18 protein-coding genes, 1 tRNA gene and 1 pseudogene are annotated in these 20,773 nt (G+C 59.9%); 18 read left to right on the top strand and 2 right to left on the bottom strand.

Annotated elements, in window-relative coordinates; all coding sequences use genetic code 11:
* The 13 genes and pseudogenes from EV286_RS31525 to rpoC all read left to right on the top strand — a co-directional run.
* Positions 1-93, top strand: a pseudogene (locus tag EV286_RS31525) (elongation factor Tu); the annotation flags it as partial.
* Positions 94-169: 76 nt separating this feature from the next.
* A complete protein-coding gene (locus tag EV286_RS31520) occupies positions 170-676 on the top strand; it encodes an AAA family ATPase (RefSeq protein WP_132961175.1) in 507 nt (168 codons plus the stop codon).
* 354 nt (positions 677-1,030) lie between these two features.
* Entirely contained in the window at positions 1,031-1,717 is a 687-nt protein-coding gene (locus EV286_RS31515; RefSeq protein ID WP_132961174.1) for a glycosyltransferase, read from the top strand.
* A 20-nt stretch (positions 1,718-1,737) separates the two neighbouring features.
* Positions 1,738-2,625, top strand: a complete 888-nt coding sequence (locus EV286_RS31510; protein WP_132961173.1) for a 3-deoxy-manno-octulosonate cytidylyltransferase — start codon at positions 1,738-1,740, stop codon at positions 2,623-2,625.
* 199 nt (positions 2,626-2,824) lie between these two features.
* Positions 2,825-2,900: transfer RNA gene (locus EV286_RS31505), tRNA-Trp, on the top strand.
* 191 nt (positions 2,901-3,091) lie between these two features.
* A complete protein-coding gene (gene secE, locus EV286_RS31500) occupies positions 3,092-3,292 on the top strand; it encodes a preprotein translocase subunit SecE (protein ID WP_132961172.1) in 201 nt (66 codons plus the stop codon).
* A gap of 17 nt (positions 3,293-3,309) precedes the next feature.
* Positions 3,310-3,840, top strand: a complete 531-nt coding sequence (gene nusG, locus EV286_RS31495) for a transcription termination/antitermination protein NusG (RefSeq protein ID WP_132961171.1) — start codon at positions 3,310-3,312, stop codon at positions 3,838-3,840.
* 175 nt (positions 3,841-4,015) lie between these two features.
* On the top strand, positions 4,016-4,447 hold the full coding sequence (gene rplK, locus EV286_RS31490; protein ID WP_009985507.1) for a 50S ribosomal protein L11: 432 nt from the start codon (positions 4,016-4,018) through the stop codon (positions 4,445-4,447).
* Between the two features lie 4 nt (positions 4,448-4,451).
* On the top strand, positions 4,452-5,147 hold the full coding sequence (rplA, locus tag EV286_RS31485) for a 50S ribosomal protein L1 (protein ID WP_132961170.1): 696 nt from the start codon (positions 4,452-4,454) through the stop codon (positions 5,145-5,147).
* Positions 5,148-5,476: 329 nt separating this feature from the next.
* A complete protein-coding gene (rplJ, locus tag EV286_RS31480) occupies positions 5,477-5,995 on the top strand; it encodes a 50S ribosomal protein L10 (RefSeq protein ID WP_132961169.1) in 519 nt (172 codons plus the stop codon).
* Between the two features lie 60 nt (positions 5,996-6,055).
* Positions 6,056-6,439 (top strand): 50S ribosomal protein L7/L12, encoded by a 384-nt coding sequence (gene rplL, locus EV286_RS31475; protein ID WP_132961168.1) that lies wholly within the window; start codon positions 6,056-6,058, stop codon positions 6,437-6,439.
* A gap of 261 nt (positions 6,440-6,700) precedes the next feature.
* Positions 6,701-10,843 carry a DNA-directed RNA polymerase subunit beta gene (gene rpoB / locus EV286_RS31470; RefSeq protein ID WP_132961167.1) on the top strand — a complete coding sequence of 1,381 codons (4,143 nt, stop codon included), beginning with the start codon at positions 6,701-6,703 and terminating at the stop codon, positions 10,841-10,843.
* 193 nt (positions 10,844-11,036) lie between these two features.
* Positions 11,037-15,248, top strand: coding sequence for a DNA-directed RNA polymerase subunit beta' (gene rpoC / locus EV286_RS31465; RefSeq protein WP_132961166.1), 4,212 nt, complete (start codon positions 11,037-11,039; stop codon positions 15,246-15,248).
* A 104-nt stretch (positions 15,249-15,352) separates the two neighbouring features.
* On the opposite strand, the gene EV286_RS31460 is transcribed toward rpoC, so the two are convergent.
* Together EV286_RS31460 and EV286_RS31455 are read right to left on the bottom strand one after the other, a co-directional pair.
* On the bottom strand, positions 15,353-15,805 hold the full coding sequence (locus EV286_RS31460) for an NUDIX hydrolase (RefSeq protein ID WP_132961165.1): 453 nt from the start codon (positions 15,803-15,805) through the stop codon (positions 15,353-15,355).
* 12 nt (positions 15,806-15,817) lie between these two features.
* Entirely contained in the window at positions 15,818-16,111 is a 294-nt protein-coding gene (locus tag EV286_RS31455; RefSeq protein ID WP_132961164.1) for a transcriptional regulator, read from the bottom strand.
* Positions 16,112-16,360: 249 nt separating this feature from the next.
* Here EV286_RS31455 and EV286_RS31450 point away from each other — a divergent pair, with 249 nt between their 5' ends.
* The 5 genes from EV286_RS31450 to EV286_RS31430 all read left to right on the top strand — a co-directional run.
* Positions 16,361-17,035, top strand: a complete 675-nt coding sequence (locus EV286_RS31450; RefSeq protein WP_165933016.1) for a class I SAM-dependent methyltransferase — start codon at positions 16,361-16,363, stop codon at positions 17,033-17,035.
* Between the two features lie 529 nt (positions 17,036-17,564).
* Positions 17,565-17,936 (top strand): 30S ribosomal protein S12, encoded by a 372-nt coding sequence (gene rpsL / locus EV286_RS31445; RefSeq protein ID WP_003547537.1) that lies wholly within the window; start codon positions 17,565-17,567, stop codon positions 17,934-17,936.
* Between the two features lie 78 nt (positions 17,937-18,014).
* Positions 18,015-18,485, top strand: coding sequence for a 30S ribosomal protein S7 (gene rpsG, locus EV286_RS31440; RefSeq protein WP_132961162.1), 471 nt, complete (start codon positions 18,015-18,017; stop codon positions 18,483-18,485).
* Between the two features lie 26 nt (positions 18,486-18,511).
* Positions 18,512-20,611, top strand: coding sequence for an elongation factor G (gene fusA, locus EV286_RS31435; protein WP_132961161.1), 2,100 nt, complete (start codon positions 18,512-18,514; stop codon positions 20,609-20,611).
* Between the two features lie 67 nt (positions 20,612-20,678).
* The coding region (locus tag EV286_RS31430) for a GTP-binding protein (protein WP_018010120.1) at positions 20,679-20,773 on the top strand (95 nt) is incomplete at its 3' end.

The raw sequence follows: 20,773 nt of genomic DNA, 5'->3' as shown, positions 1-20,773 counted from the left end.
GTTCCGATCGCGATGGAAGAGAAGCTGCGCTTCGCGATCCGCGAAGGCGGCCGCACCGTCGGCGCCGGCATCGTCGCATCCATCGTCGAGTAATTCCGGGAACTATCCTGGTTTGAGAGAGCCCCGCCGGTGACGGCGGGGCTTTTTCGTTATCGAGGGAGAGGATGAGATGGCGCTGGTCATACTCACGGGGGCATCCGGTTCCGGCAAGACCGCCATTGCCCGGACGATCGCGGCGGAACACGTAGGCGGCGTGAGCGTCCGTCATTTCGACAGCATCGAAATTCCACCCATCGAAGGGATGGTCGCCGAATATGGCTCGCCTGAAGCCTGGCAGCGGGCGATGACCCTGAGATGGATGGCGAGCCTCGCCGCGGAAGCAAGCCGCGGCGGTCATATCCTTTTCGAAGGTCAGACGCGGCTGTCATTTCTCAGGGAAGGCGCGGCGGCAGTCGCTGGCCTTCGCTACACGCCGCTCCTGATCGACTGCGATGACGCGACAAGGGCGCAGCGCCTGAAGGACCGCGGCCAGCCCGAACTCGGTGACGAGAACATGATGAATTGGGCGGGCTATCTGCGCCGCGAGGCGATGGAATATCGCTGCAGGATACTCGACACCTCCAATCGGCCATTGGAAGACTGTGTCTCCGAGGTCATGGCCTTGCTGACGGACTGATTGCGCGTCGTCTGAAGGGCGGATTGCGCCGACCCGACGATGACACGTCTTGCAGATGTAGGCGTCACCGTATGGTGACATTGAATGCCCGGTCCTTGATCCCTCCGATGGATGCCGCTGGTGCGCCGCAGGACCTCTAAATTAAGGCGTTCTATTGGAAGGGCGCCGATGCTACGCTAGTTGAATCGCATCCGAAGCCATGCAACGGTGTGGGTGGCATGGGCGCACGCGTTCGCAGGCGCCTGGGCCGATCATCAGCCGCCTCGAAAGCGATACGAGATGCGTTTTCGATTGGCTTCGGACGTCGGCATCAACGCCGGCGGGGCGAAGATGGACAATCACAGAGGAGGTATGATGTCTGATCAGATTGCGCGTATTTTTGTTGGCTTCGATTCCAAGGAGGTCGTCGCCTATCACGTTCTAGCACAAAGCATTATCGAGCATTCCAGCATTCCGGTCGAATTCTCGCCGATCGTGCTCAATCACCTGGGCGGCGTCTTCACGCGGGAACGCAATCCGTTGCAGTCGACGGAGTTTTCCTTCTCCCGCTTCCTTGCGCCATATCTCAGCAACTATGAGGGCTGGAGCCTGTTCATGGATTGCGACATGCTCGCGCGCGCCGACATCGCCGAACTATGGGCGCTGCGTGATGATCGCTACGCGGCCATGTGCATCAAGCACGACTATCAGCCGAAGGTGGAAACGAAGTTCCTCGGGCAGACCCAGACCAAGTATGAAAAGAAGAACTGGTCGAGCTTCATCCTCTTCAACAACGCGAAGTGCCGGGCGCTTACGCCCGAGTATGTCAACACGGCAACCGGGCTGCAGCTGCATCAGTTCAAATGGCTGGAGAGCGACGACCAGATCGGCGAACTGCCGGTCGTCTGGAACTATCTCGTCAACGAATACGACTACCGGCCGGACGCCAAGGTGGTGCATTTCACCGATGGCGGGCCGTATTTCGACGAGTACCGCAACGACGACTATGCGGATGAGTGGTTCGCAATGCTTGACCGCCTGCGCTTCGTCCAGCAGAAATAGGCTGGTTCTCGGAGAAAAGCATGGCATCTCATGAATACGCAGTCGAGGAGACGGGCGGCCGCTCGACGCTGACGACGGCCGGCCTGAAGACGGCGGAGGATTGGCGGCGTCTCCTGTCTCCTTATCCGTACATCGTGCTCGCCGCCAACAGCGATGCGGTCGACATGAAGGCGTTGCAGGCGGAGTTCCCGCCAAATTCGCTCTTCGTCTTCTTCAACAAGGTCTACAAGATCCTTGACCGGCCTTTCGAGGGCAACGCCCTGCTCGTCGCGCGCAGCGGCACGATGGGCGCCAACATCGTCTATCGTCGGGAAGTGGGCGATGTCGTCGCTTACTTTCCCAACGAAGGCTTTCTTGGCATCATGAACCTTCGCGTCGACGCCGGCGAGCGGCTGAGCGATCCGTCGGAGTTCGGCGGCGGCGTGCCGGTTGGGTATCTCGACCAAGCCGACTTCTTCGCCGAGTTCTATCCGCCCGGCAGGATGCCGACCAGCGGCTTTGCGCTGGCGCTTTGGTTGAGCGACCTGAAGATACCGGGGCGGATCGTGCTTGCGGGCTTTACCGCGCGCCGAAGCGCGAAGTGGAAGGTCTTCGACGTCCACGACTGGACATTCGAGCAGACATTCCTGCGGCTCTTCGCGCGGCTTGGAAGGATCTCCATGCACAGCGGCACGGAGGTCAATGCCTACGTCAGGCTTGCACAGCGCTTCTCGGATATCCCGCCGGCGGAGATCGCGCTGACGGCGGCGGAAGTGCTGGCCGAGCGTCTCGACAATGCCAATGCCGAGATCGACAGGCTGATATCCGCGACCAAGATGATTCGTTCCGTCGATAGCTTCTTCCGGCGGCTGAAGCCGAAGACCCGCAAGCAGAAGTTCCTCGAAAAACAGCAGCAGAAAGAAGGCTGAGGCCGGAGCGCTCAGGTGTTGAAAAGGTTTTGACGTGGTTGCCGGGGCTGGGGAGGGGCGGCCTGTGATTGCGCTGTAGCCAACAGTCGAAAAAGCGAAAAACGCACTTGCCAATCCCTGCGCCGGGCCTTAAAGGGAGCGCCATGCTCTTCTCCGGTTTGGGCGGCACAGCCGCTTGCAGCCGGTAGCTGAAGCGTGAAGGGGTATAGCTCAGCTGGTAGAGCGGCGGTCTCCAAAACCGCAGGTCGGGGGTTCGAGCCCCTCTGCCCCTGCCAGTTCGTTTCGATCGATCAGCGCGGCCTGTCTGCTGCTTTTCGGTCGTGATGTCGTATTGGCAGTTAATTTCGCGGAATGCAGGTTTCCCTCTTGTTAATTCGGGAATCGGCGTTTATGTAGGGTTCAACAGACACGCGGTGCGTGGGGCTGAAATGATCAGCTTTACGCGCCGTAATGGCGTGAGCAGTCGATGGCATCGAAATCCAATCCGTTTGCATTTCTTCAGCAGGTGCGTTCCGAGACGTCGAAGGTCACGTGGCCCTCCCGTCGTGAGACCATGATCTCGACGGCCATGGTGCTGGTGATGGTGGTTTTTGCTGCGCTCTTTTTCTTTGCCGCTGACCAGCTGATCGGCTGGCTCATGAGCTTCGTGCTGAACCTCGGCAATTGATTTAGGTGGAGATGAAGATGGCGGCACGTTGGTACATCGTCCACGCATATTCGAATTTTGAGAAGAAAGTGGCCGAATCCATTGAGGAGAAGGCCAGGCAGAAGGGTCTCGAGCACCTGTTCGAAAAGATCCTCGTGCCGACCGAGAAGGTGGTTGAAGTGCGCCGCGGCCGCAAGGTCGACAGCGAGCGCAAGTTCTTCCCGGGTTACGTGCTTGTTCGCGCAAACCTGACGGACGAAGCCTACCACCTGATCAAGAATACGCCGAAGGTTACAGGCTTTCTCGGCTCCGACAACAAGCCCGTTCCGATCCCGGACTATGAGGCCGAGCGTATTCTCGGTCAGGTCCAGGAGGGCGTCGAGCGGCCGAAGGCCTCCGTTTCCTTCGAGATCGGCGAGCAGGTCCGCGTTTCCGATGGTCCGTTCGCGTCGTTCAACGGCACGGTCCAGGACGTGGACGAGGAGCGTTCGCGCCTGAAGGTGGAAGTTTCGATCTTCGGCCGCGCGACGCCGGTAGAGCTCGAATACGCTCAGGTCGAGAAGGTCTGACATCAGGAATTTGGCCGGCGGGTTTCCGTCCGGCCATTTGCGGCATTTGCCGCATTCGCGTGGAAGGTGAGGGGTCTTAGCCGGACTCCAAGGAACCGCACCACGCAACCGCAGCCGCCGGAGCGATCCGGCAATGACAGCCGGGCAACCGGCGAGCAATGAAAGGCAGAGAGATATGGCTAAGAAAGTTGCAGGCCAGCTCAAGCTGCAGGTAAAGGCCGGTTCGGCAAATCCGTCCCCGCCGATTGGTCCTGCGCTTGGTCAGCGTGGCATTAACATCATGGAATTCTGCAAGGCGTTCAATGCCGCCACGCAGGAAATGGAAAAGGGCATGCCGATCCCGGTCGTCATCACCTACTACCAGGACAAGTCCTTCACCTTCGCGATGAAGCAGCCTCCCGTCAGCTATTGGCTGAAGAAGGAAGCGAAGATCACGTCCGGCTCGAAGACCCCAGGCAAGGGCGCCAAGGCCGGCACCCTCACCAAGGCTCAGATCAAGACGATCGCTGAAGCCAAGATGAAGGATCTGAATGCCGCCGATATCGAAGGCGCGATGGCCATGATCGAGGGCTCTGCCCGCGCCATGGGCCTGGAAGTGGTAGGTTAAGATCATGGTCAAGCTTGCAAAGCGTATCCAGAAGACCCGCGAAGGCGTTGATCCGACCAAGCTCTATGGCCTGACCCAGGCTATCGGAATGGTCAAGGAGCGTGCCGTTGCCAAGTTCGATGAAACCATCGAAGTCGCCATGAACCTCGGCGTTGATCCGCGCCACGCCGACCAGATGGTCCGCGGCGTTGTCAACCTGCCGAACGGCACGGGACGTGACGTTCGCGTCGCAGTCTTCGCTCGTGGCGCCAAGGCCGATGAAGCCAAGGCTGCCGGTGCCGACGTCGTTGGCGCCGAAGACCTGGTCGAGATCGTCCAGGGCGGTAAGATCGACTTCGACCGCGTCATCGCGACGCCGGACATGATGCCGCTCGTTGGCCGTCTCGGTAAGGTACTCGGCCCGCGTGGCATGATGCCGAACCCGAAGGTTGGCACCGTGACCATGGACGTCACGGCAGCGATCAAGGCTTCCAAGGGCGGCGCCGTTGAGTTCCGCGTCGAGAAGGCCGGTATCATTCATGCCGGCATCGGCAAGGCATCTTTCGAGGCCAAGGCGCTCGAGGAGAACATCAAGGCTTTCGCTGACGCCGTCATTAAGGCGAAGCCGGCTGGCGCAAAGGGTAACTACCTGAAGCGCGTGGCGATTTCCTCGACCATGGGCCCGGGTGTCAAGATCGACCCGTCGTCGGTCACCGCCTAAGGAATTTGTCGGGCTCTGCCCGATTATCAAGAATTCCCGGCCTTCGGGCCGGGATTATTCCGGAGAAATCCGGAATCCTGTCCGAGATTGCAGGTGGTTTTCCCTTAATCACTTTGCCTGCATGAGACGGGTAAGACCCGATTTATTGAGAAGTTCTGCTTCGAAGAACTCGGTTCGAGCCTTGGATGCCTTGTGTCTCCGAGCCCGTGAAACGGCTTGGGCGCGAGGGGACAGGATCCTCAAGCGTCGCTTGGGATCCACTTGTGATCCCAAGAGGCAAAAGGCAACCGGCAGGCCCGTCATACGGTCCTGTCAACTGGAGATAAGCAGTGGAAAGAGCGGAAAAACGCGAATTCGTCACGGAACTGAACGAAGTCTTCAAGGCTTCGGGTTCAGTTGTCGTGGCCCACTATGCTGGTGTCACAGTCGCGCAGATGAACGACTTCCGTTCCAAGATGCGCGCTGCTGGCGGCACCGTCAAAGTCGCGAAGAACCGCCTGGCCAAGATTGCTCTTCAGGGCACGGAAGCGGAAGGGATGTCCAATCTCTTCAAGGGTCAGACGCTGATTGCATTCAGCACCGATCCGGTCACCGCTCCGAAGGTCGTCATGGATTTCGCCAAGACCAACGACAAGATCGTTGTCCTCGGCGGCGCCATGGGAACCACGACGCTCAATCCCGAAGGTGTCAAGTCGCTTGCGACCCTGCCTTCGCTGGACGAACTGCGTGCAAAGCTGCTGGGTATGATTCAGACCCCGGCAACCCGCATCGCAGGCGTTGTTCAGGCACCGGCAAGCCAGCTTGCCCGCGTGTTTGCGGCCTATGCCAAGAAGGACGAAGCCGCTTAAGGCGGTTTTTCGCTGTTTATACAAAACCCCGGTTCGAACCGAACAAAAGGAACTGATAAAATGGCTGATCTCGCAAAGATCGTTGATGACCTCTCCTCGCTGACCGTTCTCGAAGCGGCAGAACTGTCCAAGCTTCTCGAAGAAAAGTGGGGCGTTTCCGCCGCTGCTCCGGTAGCTGTTGCTGCCGCTGGCGGTGCTGCGGGCGGCGCGGCTGCTCCGGCTGAGGAAGAAAAGACCGAGTTCGACGTCATCCTCACGGATGCCGGCGCCAACAAGATCAACGTCATCAAGGAAGTCCGCGCCATCACCGGCCTCGGCCTCAAGGAAGCCAAGGACCTCGTCGAAGGCGCTCCGAAGGCTGTCAAGGAAGCCGTTTCCAAGGCTGATGCCGCTGACATCAAGAAGAAGCTTGAAGACGCTGGCGCCAAGGTCGACGTCAAGTAATCTTGAACTGCTTCTGGGAGGTGGTGTTCGCGCCGCCTCCCATTTGCCGTTTTTCTGAACAAGTTACCCAAAAGCCGTCAAAAACGGCTTTTGGGTAATGGGTTCTTCAAGAGGATGGTCCCGAACCGAAGCGTCAAGGCAATCCGGCCAGGCAGTTTCGGGAAGTGGGACGAGATTGAAAGACTCATTGATTGACGGGGTCGCCTGGCCAGCGTTTCCCGTCCGTTGCAGGCCCGGATGCAAGATTTTGAAGGAGCGACGATGGCTCAGACCCTTTCGTTCAATGGTCGTAGGCGCGTACGCAAGTTTTTTGGTAAGATCCCCGAAGTCGCTGAGATGCCGAACCTGATCGAGGTTCAGAAGGCGTCCTACGACCAGTTTTTGATGGTTGAAGAGCCCAAGGGCGGTCGCCCGGATGAGGGCCTCCAGGCTGTCTTCAAGTCCGTTTTCCCGATCACGGATTTCTCCGGCGCCTCCATGCTGGAATTCGTATCCTATGAATTCGAGCTGCCCAAGTTCGACGTCGACGAGTGCCGCCAGCGCGACCTGACCTACGCCGCGCCGCTGAAGGTCACCCTTCGCCTGATCGTGTTCGATATCGACGAGGATACCGGCGCCAAGTCGATCAAGGACATCAAGGAACAGTCCGTCTACATGGGCGACATGCCGCTGATGACCAACAACGGTACCTTCATCGTGAATGGTACCGAGCGCGTCATCGTGTCCCAGATGCACCGCTCGCCGGGCGTCTTCTTCGACCACGACAAGGGCAAGAGCCATTCCTCCGGCAAGCTGCTCTTCGCCGCGCGCGTCATCCCTTACCGCGGCTCCTGGCTGGACATCGAATTCGACGCCAAGGACATCGTCTTTGCGCGCATCGACCGTCGTCGCAAGATCCCGGTCACATCGCTGCTGATGGCCCTTGGCATGGACGGCGAAGAGATTCTGTCGACCTTCTACACCAAGTCCGACTACGTCCGTGACGGCAAGGGCTGGCGCATTCCTTTCAAGCCGGAAACGCTGAAGGGTGCCAAGACCATCACCGACATGATCGACGCCGACAGTGGTGAAGTCGTGGTCGAAGGTGGCAAGAAGCTGACCCCGCGCCTGCTGCGCCAGCTTCAGGAGAAGGGTCTCAAGGCGCTGAGGGCAAGCGACGAAGACCTCTACGGAAACTTCCTCGCCGAAGATGTCGTCAACTACCAGACGGGTGAAATCTACCTGGAAGCCGGTGACGAGATCGACGAGAAGACGCTCCCGATCATCCTGAACGCAGGGTTCGAAGAGATCCCGGTTCTCGGCATCGACCACATCAATGTCGGCGCTTACATCCGCAACACGCTTGCTGCAGACAAGAACGAGAACCGTCAGGACGCTCTGTTCGACATCTACCGCGTGATGCGCCCCGGTGAACCGCCGACCATGGAATCGGCCGAAGCCATGTTCAACTCGCTGTTCTTCGATGCGGAGCGTTACGACCTCTCCGCCGTCGGCCGCGTGAAGATGAACATGCGTCTCGACCTCTCGGTCGAAGACACCGTCCGCATCCTGCGCAAGGACGACATCCTGGCCGTGGTCAAGATGCTGGTCGAACTGCGTGACGGCAAGGGCGAGATCGACGACATCGACAACCTCGGCAACCGCCGCGTTCGTTCCGTCGGCGAGCTGATGGAAAACCAGTACCGTCTCGGCCTGCTCCGCATGGAGCGCGCGATCAAGGAACGCATGTCCTCGATCGAAATCGATACGGTCATGCCGCAGGACCTGATCAACGCCAAGCCGGCGGCTGCTGCCGTCCGCGAATTCTTCGGCTCCTCGCAGCTGTCGCAGTTCATGGATCAGGTGAACCCGCTTTCGGAAATCACCCACAAGCGCCGTCTCTCGGCTCTTGGCCCGGGTGGTCTTACCCGCGAGCGCGCAGGCTTCGAAGTCCGCGACGTTCATCCGACGCACTACGGCCGTATTTGCCCGATCGAGACGCCGGAAGGCCCGAACATCGGTCTCATCAACTCGCTGGCGACCTTTGCGCGCGTCAACAAGTACGGTTTCATCGAGAGCCCGTACCGCAAGATCATCGATGGGAAGGTCACGAACGACGTTCTCTACCTGTCGGCGATGGAAGAAGCGAAGTACTACGTCGCTCAGGCAAACGCCGAACTCGGCAAGGACGGTTCCTTCACCGAGGAGTTCGTTGTCTGCCGTCATGCCGGCGAAGTGATGCTCGCTCCGCGCGACAACATCAACCTGATGGACGTCTCGCCGAAGCAGCTCGTTTCGGTCGCCGCCGCTCTCATTCCTTTCCTTGAGAACGACGACGCCAACCGCGCGCTCATGGGCTCGAACATGCAGCGTCAGGCTGTTCCGTTGCTGCGTGCCGAGGCTCCGTTCGTCGGCACCGGCATGGAGCCGGTCGTCGCCCGCGACTCCGGCGCCGCCATCGGCGCGCGCCGCGGTGGCGTGGTCGACCAGGTCGACGCAACGCGTATCGTTATCCGCGCCACCGAGGACCTCGATCCGTCGAAGTCCGGCGTCGATATCTACCGCCTGCAGAAGTTCCAGCGTTCGAACCAGAACACTTGCGTCAACCAGCGCCCGCTGGTCACCGTCGGTGACGTGGTCAACAGGGGCGACATCCTCGCCGACGGCCCGTCGACGGATCTCGGCGACCTGGCTCTCGGCCGCAACGTGCTCGTCGCGTTCATGCCCTGGAACGGCTACAACTACGAAGACTCGATCCTGCTTTCCGAGCGGATCGTCGCCGACGACGTGTTCACCTCCATCCACATCGAAGAATTCGAAGTGATGGCACGTGACACCAAGCTTGGTCCGGAAGAAATCACGCGCGACATTCCGAACGTTTCGGAAGAAGCGCTGAAGAACCTCGACGAAGCCGGCATCGTCTACATCGGCGCCGAAGTCCAGCCGGGCGACATCCTCGTCGGTAAGATCACGCCGAAGGGCGAAAGCCCGATGACGCCGGAAGAAAAACTTCTGCGCGCCATCTTCGGTGAAAAGGCTTCCGACGTCCGCGATACGTCCATGCGCATGCCGCCCGGTACCTACGGCACGGTCGTTGAAGTCCGCGTCTTCAACCGTCATGGCGTCGAAAAGGACGAGCGTGCAATGGCGATCGAGCGCGAGGAAATCGAGCGTCTCGCCAAGGACCGCGACGACGAGCAGGCGATCCTCGACCGTAACGTCTACGGCCGCCTGATCGACATGCTTCGTGGCCAGACCGCGATTGCCGGTCCGAAGGGCTTCAAGAAGGGTGGCGAGCTTTCGAACGCCGTCGTCTCCGAATATCCGCGCTCGCAGTGGTGGATGTTCGCCGTCGAGGACGAGAAGGTTCAGGGCGAACTCGAAGCTCTGCGTGCCCAGTACGACGAATCCAAGTCGCGCCTCGAACAGCGCTTCATGGACAAGGTCGAGAAGGTGCAGCGCGGCGACGAAATGCCTCCGGGCGTCATGAAGATGGTCAAGGTCTTCGTCGCTGTGAAGCGCAAGATCCAGCCAGGCGACAAGATGGCTGGACGTCACGGCAACAAGGGTGTCGTTTCGCGCATCGTTCCGGTCGAAGACATGCCGTTCCTGGAAGACGGCACGCATGTCGACATCGTGCTGAACCCGCTGGGCGTGCCTTCGCGCATGAACGTCGGTCAGATCCTCGAGACGCATCTGGGCTGGGCCTGCGCCGGTATGGGCAGGCAGATCGGCGAACTGATCGAGGCCTACAAGGCGAGCGGCAACATCGACCCGCTGCGCGCGACGATCGACGATATCGTCGGCGCGGGCCCGAAGGGCGACGACGTGCGTGACTACGACGACGATTCCGTACTGCGTCTCGCTGACCAGTGGAAGCGTGGCGTGTCCATTGCCACTCCGGTCTTCGACGGTGCGGGCGAAAGCGATGTCAACGCGATGCTGACGCTGGCAGGTCTCAAGGAGACCGGTCAGTCGACGCTCTATGACGGCCGTACCGGCGATCAGTTCGACCGCCAGGTGACCGTGGGCTACATCTACATGCTGAAGCTCAACCACCTGGTCGACGACAAGATCCATGCCCGCTCGATCGGTCCTTACTCGCTCGTTACCCAGCAGCCGCTGGGCGGCAAGGCGCAGTTCGGCGGCCAGCGCTTCGGCGAAATGGAGGTCTGGGCGCTCGAGGCATACGGCGCCGCCTACACGCTGCAGGAGATGCTGACGGTAAAGTCGGACGACGTGGCCGGCCGTACCAAGGTTTACGAGGCAATCGTGCGTGGCGACGACACCTTCGAGGCCGGCATTCCGGAGAGCTTCAACGTTCTCGTCAAGGAAATGCGCTCGCTGGGTCTCTCCGTCGAGCTGGAGAACTCCAAGGTCGATGAAGTGCAGGCTGCAAGCCAGCTGCCGGACGCTGCCGAGTAACCACCTGATAGGGTGCGCGCTGTTGAAACGGCGCGCACCGTTCCCGCCGGTGCCCGGTATTCGAGGCTTGTCCGGCAGGGACGATTTCGCCGCATTTCGCGGTTATTGTCGTATTAACGCATCAGTCCGGTTCCCGGGAATTTGCCGGAGCTGATCGCAGTTTGAGGGCGTCACGCCCATGAAGGAGACAGGCATGAACCAAGAGGTCATGAATCTTTTCAATCCGCAGGTGCCTGCACAGAACTTCGACTCCATCCGGATTTCGATTGCTTCGCCGGAGAAGATTCTCTCCTGGTCGTATGGCGAGATCAAGAAGCCGGAGACGATCAACTACCGCACGTTCAAGCCGGAACGCGACGGTCTCTTCTGCGCGCGCATCTTCGGACCCATCAAGGACTACGAGTGCCTCTGCGGCAAGTACAAGCGCATGAAGTACAAGGGCATCATCTGCGAAAAGTGCGGCGTCGAAGTGACGCTTTCGCGCGTTCGCCGTGAGCGCATGGGCCACATCGAGCTCGCCGCTCCGGTTGCCCACATCTGGTTCCTGAAGTCGCTTCCAAGCCGTATTTCGACGCTGCTCGACATGACGCTGAAGGATGTCGAGCGCGTTCTCTACTTCGAAAACTACATCGTCACCGAGCCGGGCCTCACGGCGCTGAAGGAGCACCAGCTCCTCTCGGAAGAAGAGTACATGCTCGCCGTCGACGAATACGGCGAAGACCAGTTCACGGCGATGATCGGCGCCGAGGCGATCTATGAGATGCTTGCTTCGATGAACCTCGACAAGATCGCCGGCGATCTGCGTTCGGAGCTTGCCGACACGACGTCGGATCTCAAGCAGAAGAAGCTGATGAAGCGCCTGAAGATCGTCGAGAACTTCATGGAATCCGGAAACCGTCCGGAATGGATGATCATGAAGGTCGTTCCGGTGATCCCGCCGGATCTGCGTCCGCTCGTTCCGCTCGATGGCGGCCGTTTCGCGACGTCTGACCTGAACGATCTCTATCGCCGCGTCATCAACCGTAACAACCGTCTGAAGCGCCTGATTGAACTACGCGCTCCGGGCATCATCATCCGCAACGAGAAGCGCATGCTGCAGGAATCTGTGGACGCGCTGTTCGACAACGGCCGCCGTGGCCGCGTCATCACCGGTGCCAACAAGCGTCCGCTGAAGTCGCTGTCCGACATGCTCAAGGGCAAGCAGGGCCGCTTCCGCCAGAACCTGCTCGGCAAGCGCGTCGACTATTCCGGCCGTTCGGTCATCGTGACGGGTCCGGAACTGAAGCTGCACCAGTGCGGCCTTCCGAAGAAGATGGCGCTCGAGCTGTTCAAGCCGTTCATCTACGCCCGCCTCGACGCCAAGGGTTACTCCTCGACCGTCAAGCAGGCCAAGAAGCTCGTTGAAAAGGAAAAGCCGGAAGTCTGGGATATCCTCGACGAGGTCATCCGCGAGCATCCGGTCCTGCTGAACCGCGCACCGACGCTGCACCGCCTGGGCATCCAGGCCTTCGAACCTACCCTGGTCGAAGGCAAGGCAATCCAGCTGCATCCGCTCGTCTGCACGGCCTTCAACGCCGACTTCGACGGTGACCAGATGGCCGTTCACGTGCCGCTGTCGCTCGAAGCCCAGCTCGAAGCCCGCGTTCTGATGATGTCGACGAACAACATCCTGCACCCGGCAAACGGCGCACCGATCATCGTTCCGTCGCAGGACATGGTTCTCGGCCTGTACTATCTCGCGATCATGAACCAGAACGAGCCGGGCGAAGGCATGGCCTTCTCCGACCTCGGCGAGCTGCATCACGCGCTCGAAAGCAAGGTTGTGACGCTGCACACCAAGATCCGCGGGCGCTTCAAGTCGATCGGCGAGGACGGCAAGCCGTACTCGAAGATCTACGAAACGACGCCGGGCCGTCTGCTGATCGGCGAACTCCTGCCGAAAAACGGCAAGGTGACCTTCGACATCTGCAACCAGGAAATGACCAAGAAGAACATCTCCAAGATGATCGACACGGTCTACCGTCATTGCGGCCAGAAGGACACGGTCATCTTCTGCGACCGCATCATGCAGCTCGGCTTCGCCCATGCCTGCCGCGCCGGCATTTCGTTCGGCAAGGACGACATGGTCATTCCGGAAACCAAGGCGAAGATCGTCGGTGACACCGAAAACCTGGTCAAGGAATACGAACAGCAGTACAACGACGGCCTGATCACCCAGGGCGAGAAGTACAACAAGGTCGTCGACGCCTGGGGCAAGGCCACCGAGAAGGTCGCCGAAGACATGATGGCCCGCATCAAGGCTGTCGAGTTCGATCCGGCAACCGGCCGTCAGAAGCCCATGAACGCCATCTATATGATGTCGCACTCCGGCGCCCGTGGTTCTCCGAACCAGATGCGTCAGCTGGGCGGCATGCGCGGCCTCATGGCCAAGCCGTCGGGTGAAATCATCGAGACGCCGATCATCTCGAACTTCAAGGAAGGCCTGACCGTTAACGAGTACTTCAACTCGACGCACGGCGCCCGTAAGGGTCTGGCAGACACCGCCTTGAAGACCGCGAACTCCGGTTACCTGACCCGCCGTCTCGTCGACGTCGCGCAGGACTGCATCGTCAACATGGTCGATTGCGGCACCGACAAGGGCCTGACCATGACCGCCATCGTCGATGCCGGTCAGGTCGTCGCCTCGCTCGGCGCGCGTATTCTCGGTCGTACCGCACTTGACGACATCGATCATCCGGTTACCGGTGAGCGCCTCGTCGATGCCGGCAAGATGATCCTCGAGCCCGATGTTATCGAAATCGAGAAGGCCGGTATCCAGTCGATCCGCATTCGCTCGGCCCTGACCTGCGAAGTACAGACGGGCGTATGCTCGGTCTGCTACGGCCGCGACCTTGCTCGCGGAACGCCGGTCAATATGGGCGAAGCTGTCGGCGTCATCGCCGCTCAGTCGATCGGTGAGCCTGGTACCCAGCTGACCATGCGTACCTTCCATCTGGGCGGTACCGCAAACGTGGTCGACCAGTCGTTCCTGGAAGCGTCGTATGAAGGTACGGTTCAGATCAAGAACCGCAACATCCTGCGCAACTCTGAAGGCAACCTCGTTGCCATGGGCCGCAACATGACCGTCCAGATCCTGGACGAGCGTGGTGTCGAACGCTCTTCGCAGCGCGTTGCCTACGGTTCGAAGCTGCATGTCGACGAAGGCGACAAGGTCAAGCGCGGCCAGCGTCTGGCGGAGTGGGATCCCTACACCCGTCCGATGATGACGGAACTGGCCGGTACCGTTCAGTTCGAAGACGTCGTCGACGGTCTCTCGGTTCTGGAAGCGACCGACGAGTCGACCGGCATCACCAAGCGCCAGGTTATCGACTGGCGCTCGACGCCGCGTGGCTCCGACCTGAAGCCCGCGATCGTCATCAAGGATGCTAGCGGCAACGTCATGAAGCTGTCTCGTGGTGGTGACGCCCGCTTCCTGCTCTCGGTCGACGCAATCTTGTCGGTCGAGCCGGGCCAGAAGGTGTCCCAGGGTGACGTTCTTGCGCGTTCGCCGCTCGAAAGCGCCAAGACGAAGGACATCACCGGTGGTCTGCCGCGTGTTGCCGAACTGTTCGAAGCTCGTCGTCCGAAGGATCACGCCATCATCGCAGAGATCGATGGTACGATCCGCCTCGGACGCGACTACAAGAACAAGCGTCGCGTCATCATCGAGCCGGCGGAAGACGGTGTCGAGCCGGTCGAGTACCTGATCCCGAAGGGCAAGCCCTTCCACCTGCAGGACGGCGACTATATCGAAAAGGGTGACTACATCCTCGACGGTAATCCGGCGCCGCACGACATCCTGGCGATCAAGGGTGTGGAGGCTCTGGCTTCCTACCTGGTCAACGAAATCCAGGAAGTCTACCGCCTGCAGGGCGTTGTCATCAACGACAAGCACATCGAAGTGATTGTCCGCCAGATGCTGCAGAAGGTGGAAATCACCGATGCAGGCGACTCGACCTACATCGTCGGCGACAACGTCGACCGGATCGAGCTGGAAGATGTCAACGACTCGCTGATCGAGGTGGGCAAGAAGCCTGCCAGTGGCGAGCCGGTGCTGCTCGGCATCACCAAGGCTTCGCTGCAGACGCCGTCCTTCATCTCCGCCGCTTCCTTCCAGGAAACGACGAAGGTGCTGACGGAAGCCGCGATCGCCGGCAAGACCGACGGCCTCCAGGGTCTGAAGGAGAACGTTATCGTCGGCCGCCTCATCCCGGCCGGTACGGGTGGCACGATGACCCAGATCCGCCGCATTGCGACTGCTCGCGACGAGCTCATCCTCGACGAGCGCCGCAAGGGCACCGGCGCATCGGTTGCAACGCCGATGCTGCAGGATATGGCTGGCGAAAGCGCACCGGCCGCCGAATAAGAGCGGCTGCCAGGATTAAAAATTGAAAGCCGCCCGGATCATTCCGGGCGGCTTTGTTTTGGCGTGAGGGTCAGTGGGATCGCTGACGTGACAAGGCGCTCCATTCACCGACCGCCGGCCACCGGCGCGCCTTGCAGGAGGTGGAGAAGATCTGCCATGCCGTAGCCCAGCCTGCGGCTCGCCTCGTTCACATCCATCCAGAAAAGGCGGAAACGGATCGGGCTGCTGCCGTCGGATGGCGTCATCTCGTGGTGAAGCCAGCATTCGGGATAGGTGCCGGAAAGCTCGATGCGAAAATAGTGCCGGCGATGCCACACCTGGCCGCCGCCCTTCGCGAAGCGATAGTCATGGATGCCAAGCAGTTCAGGCGGCGCCGTCACCGGCAATCCGGTTTCCTCGGCGAATTCGCGGTGGGCCGCCTGTGCGGCGCTCTCTCCCGCCTCGACCGTTCCACCAGGCACCTGCAACGCGACATCGGGAAAGTCCGGTTCGTCGAAGACCAGAAGCTGGCCGCGGCAGACGCCGTAGATGAGAACCTTCAGCGCATCAGGTGCCATTGCGGGCTCGGCTCAACTGAAGCGGATAATGGCGACCTCGCCTTCTAGTGCACCTTGATAGGCGGAGGCATGGGGCTCGTCGACAGGGATGTCCGTCAACAGGCCGATCTGGTCGAGATCGGCCTCGATGAAGCCTCCCTCGGCAAGCGCGTTCAGCGCCTCGCGCACCGCTGTATCATCGTCGGGGGCCTTGAGCATGACGTGCAGATCGACACCTTCGCCGCCATCTTCCTCATAGCCCTTGCCGATGATTATGAAGATCATCGGGCCGTCAAAATTGTTGTCGTTATCGGGCGTGACGTTCATGGTTTATCCTTTCTGGAACATGTGATGTCTATACCATCAAAAAAGGCCGCCGCTCATCAAATTCAGGCTCTAGAGTATCGAATGATAAGCGCTGCCGGGCAGCAAAGGCAGCCGCCGGCGGGATGAGGATTTCCTATCCGTTCAGGTGAGGTTCTACGCCATATTGTCGGGTTAACAGGGCCGGGGGGCTCGGGCATGGTGTCCTGCATGGGCGCTCAGCCTGTCCGGCCTTGCCTCACGGGGGAGAAGATGACGGTTTCCGACACAGCTACAGCCATTGCCGAAAAGAACGACTACTACGACAAGAACTACTTCAAGAAGACATCCGAGCACCAGCTCTATGCTGCCGACTTCGATCGTCTGAAGTTCGTGAAGCTTGTCGGTCCATCGGATCGCGTGATCGATTTCGGATGTGGCGGCGGTTATATCCTCTCCGGCCTCAACGTGAAGGAAAAGGTTGGCATCGAGGTCAACGAGGCGGCCGCGGCGGTTGCCCGCAAGAACGGCATCCGCGTCTTCGCCAGTCTCGAGGAGGTCGAGGACGGTTGGGCCGACGCAATCATATCCCACCACGCGCTGGAGCATGTCGACGATCCGCTTGGAATGGTGCGGCTAATGTTCTCCAAGCTTCGCAAGGGCGGAAAGGTCGTGATCGTTACGCCGGACGAGTCCTTCAAGATAAGCTACCGCGAGGACGATCCGAACTTCCATCTGTACACCTGGTCGCCGAGCAACCTCGGCAACCTCCTGAAGCGTGCCGGCTTCACCGGAATCAGTGCCTCGCCCGTCCACCATCGCTGGCCGCGCTATTGGTGGATCGTCGGCCCGATCGTTGGCAAGCGGCTGATGAACCTCATCTGCATCGCATATGGAAGGCTGATGACCGGTGTCAGCCAGGTGAAGGCGATCGGCTACAAGCCCTAGCGGCCAGGTCGTCGAGCAGGGCGTTCCCACGGTGATTCTGAAGCGCGGGTGAGGGCATGGTCCGCGCTCGCGCGATTCTCCATTGATTCCCGCCTGGCTACCCTCTATGGGCTGGCGAGGCGCATTTCGCTGCCGTGTGCGCCGGCGGAAGAGCGCGTGCTGCCATATTCCCGCGTTTCGGGGCCTTCCGGGGCGCCGTGGCGGCCTGTCCGGCAAGAATATTTGGCTGAACCCCTTGACCTTTCGGCCTTTACCCAGTAGATCGCACGCCATCAGATCCCATGTGAGGCTAGGCTGTTCGGAGCGACGCGCTCTGGAGTACGCCTCAAACAAGGTTCTAAACGCACGTTGAAGATACAAATGCTGCACGCATGACGCCTATCTTGTGCGTCCTCTGCTTTATGTGGTCCATCTGCGGAAGCGGATCGGGCCACGTTTTGCGCATTGAGACGAACGTGTGACGTTGCCGGAGACGGCGAGAGTTAGGCCCGAAAGGGTATCGAGACAAGATTTTACAAGGGATGGTTGAATGCCTACCGTAAACCAGCTGATCCGCAAGCCTCGTCAGGCGAACGTAAAGCGTAACAAGGTTCCTGCTCTGCAGGAGAACCCTCAGAAGCGCGGCGTCTGCACCCGCGTCTACACGACCACGCCGAAGAAGCCGAACTCGGCTCTGCGTAAGGTCGCCAAGATCCGTCTGACCAACGGCTTCGAAGTCATTGGTTACATTCCCGGTGAAGGTCACAACCTTCAGGAACACTCTGTCGTCATGATCCGTGGCGGCCGCGTAAAGGACCTTCCGGGTGTCCGTTATCACATCATCCGCGGCGTTCTCGATACCCAGGGTGTCAAGAACCGCAAGCAGCGCCGTTCGAAGTACGGTGCGAAGCGTCCGAAGTAATTCGGTTTTTGGTTTTCCGGCGCTGCGCGAGGTTCTCCGCGTGATAGAGCGCCTTAACGGTTAAAGAGACGAGAAGTTATGTCCAGACGTCACAGAGCAGAAAAGCGCGAGATCAACCCGGACCCGAAGTTCGGCGATCTGGTTGTCACCAAGTTCATGAATGCCATCATGCTCGATGGCAAGAAGTCCGTCGCCGAAAACATCGTGTACGGTGCGTTCGATGTTGTGCATGCCAAGTCCAAGCAGGAGCCGATTTCGGTGTTCCATCAGGCTCTGGACAACATTGCGCCGCACGTCGAAGTCCGTTCGCGTCGCGTCGGTGGTGCGACCTACCAGGTCCCGGTCGACGTCCGTCCCGAGCGTCGCCAGGCCCTCGCCATTCGCTGGCTGATCGCTGCTGCTCGCAAGCGCAATGAAACGACGATGGTTGACCGCCTTTCGGGCGAACTTCTCGATGCATCCAACAACCGCGGCAGTGCCGTCAAGAAGCGCGAAGACACCCACAAGATGGCTGACGCCAACCGCGCATTCTCGCACTATCGCTGGTAATCGAACGGTATCAAAAGGCAGTCCCAATGGCTCGCGAATATAAAATCGAAGACTACCGCAATTTCGGTATCATGGCGCATATCGACGCCGGCAAGACCACGACCACCGAGCGTATTCTTTATTACACCGGCAAGTCGCACAAGATCGGCGAAGTCCACGACGGCGCAGCCACCATGGACTGGATGGAGCAGGAGCAGGAGCGTGGCATCACGATCACCTCCGCTGCCACCACGACCTTCTGGAAGGGCCGTGACGGCAAGATGCGCCGCTTCAACATCATCGACACCCCCGGCCACGTCGACTTCACCATCGAAGTCGAGCGTTCGCTGCGCGTTCTCGACGGTGCTATTGCTCTTCTCGACGCCAACGCAGGTGTTGAGCCGCAGACGGAAACCGTCTGGCGCCAGGCTGAGAAGTACAACGTTCCGCGGATGATCTTCTGCAACAAGATGGACAAGACCGGCGCGGACTTCTACCGCTCCGTCGAGATGATCAAGACCCGTCTCGGCGCAACGGCTGTCGTGATGCAGCTGCCGATCGGCGCAGAAACCGAGTTCAAGGGCGTTGTCGACCTGATCGAGATGAATGCTCTCGTATGGCGCGATGAATCGCTCGGCGCCCAGTGGGACGTCGTCGAAATCCCCGAGGACATGAAGGCCAAGGCTGAAGAATATCGCGAAAAGCTGATCGAGACCGTTGTCGAGATCGACGAAGCCGCGACCGAAGCCTACCTCGAAGGCATTCTGCCTGACAACGATCAGATCCGTGCGCTCGTTCGCCGTGGCACGATCGACGTCAAGTTCCACCCGATGTTCTGCGGCACCGCCTTCAAGAACAAGGGCGTTCAGCCGCTGCTCGACGCCGTTGTCGACTACCTGCCGTCGCCGCTCGACATTCCTGCGATCAAGGGCATCGACTTCAAGACCGAAGCCGAAATCGAGCGTCATGCTGACGATGCCGAGCCGCTTTCCATGCTCGCGTTCAAGATCATGAACGACCCCTTCGTCGGTTCGCTGACGTTTGCCCGCATCTACTCGGGCAAGCTCGAAAAGGGCTCGTCGGTCATGAACACGGTCAAGGACAAGCGCGAGCGCGTCGGCCGCATGCTGCAGATGCACTCCAACTCGCGTGAAGACATCGAAGAAGCCTTTGCAGGCGACATCGTTGCTCTCGCAGGCCTCAAGGAAACCACCACTGGCGATACGCTCTGCGATCCGCTGAAGCCGGTTATCCTCGAACGCATGGAATTCCCGGAACCGGTCATCCAGATCGCCATCGAGCCGAAGTCCAAGGGCGACCAGGAAAAGATGGGCCTCGCGCTCAACCGCCTGGCTGCCGAAGACCCGTCCTTCCGCGTGAAGACGGACCAGGAATCGGGTCAGACGATCATTGCCGGCATGGGCGAACTGCACCTCGACATCATCGTCGACCGCATGCGTCGCGAGTTCAAGGTTGAAGCAAACGTCGGTGCTCCGCAGGTTGCTTACCGCGAAACCATCACGCGTCAGACCGAAGAAGACTACACGCACAAGAAGCAGACCGGTGGTACCGGCCAGTTCGCGCGCGTCAAGATCATCTTCGAGCCGAACCCGGAAGGCGAAGAGTTCAAGTTTGAGTCCAAGATCGTCGGCGGTTCTATTCCGAAGGAATACATCCCCGGTGTTCAGAAGGGCATCGAAAGCGTTCTGTCGTCCGGTCCGCTGGCTGGCTTCCCGATGCTCGGCGTCAAGGCGACGCTCATCGACGGTGCTTTCCACGACGTCGACTCGTCGGTTCTCGCGTTCGAAATCGCCTCGCGTGCCTGCTTCCGTGAAGCAGCCAAGAAGGCCGGTGCTCAGCTCCTCGAGCCGATGATGAAGGTCGAAGTCGTAACGCCGGAAGACTACGTCGGCGACGTTATCGGCGACCTGAACTCCCGTCGTGGCCAGATCCAGGGCCAGGAAAGCCGCGGCATCGCGGTTGTCATCTCCGCCAACGTTCCGCTGGCGAACATGTTCAAGTACGTCGACAACCTGCGCTCCATGTCGCAGGGCCGTGCTCAGTACACGATGACTTTCGATCACTACGCGCCGGTCCCGTCGAACGTCGCTACGGAAATCCAGGCAAAGTATTCCGGTCAGAAGTGACCGGAATACCAATTGACCGATAACAAGAATTAGTCCCTCCGGGGACTAGCAGAAATGGAGAGCCGATATGGCAAAGAGTAAGTTTGAGCGCAACAAGCCGCACGTCAACATCGGCACGATCGGGCACGTTGACCACGGCAAGACGTCTCTGACGGCAGCGAT

The sequence above is a fragment of the Rhizobium sp. BK251 genome, assembly GCF_004345245.1.
Lineage (GTDB): Bacteria > Pseudomonadota > Alphaproteobacteria > Rhizobiales > Rhizobiaceae > Rhizobium.
The sequence above is the reverse complement of the archived record's forward strand: the minus strand, read 5'-3'. Positions and strand labels throughout refer to the sequence as shown.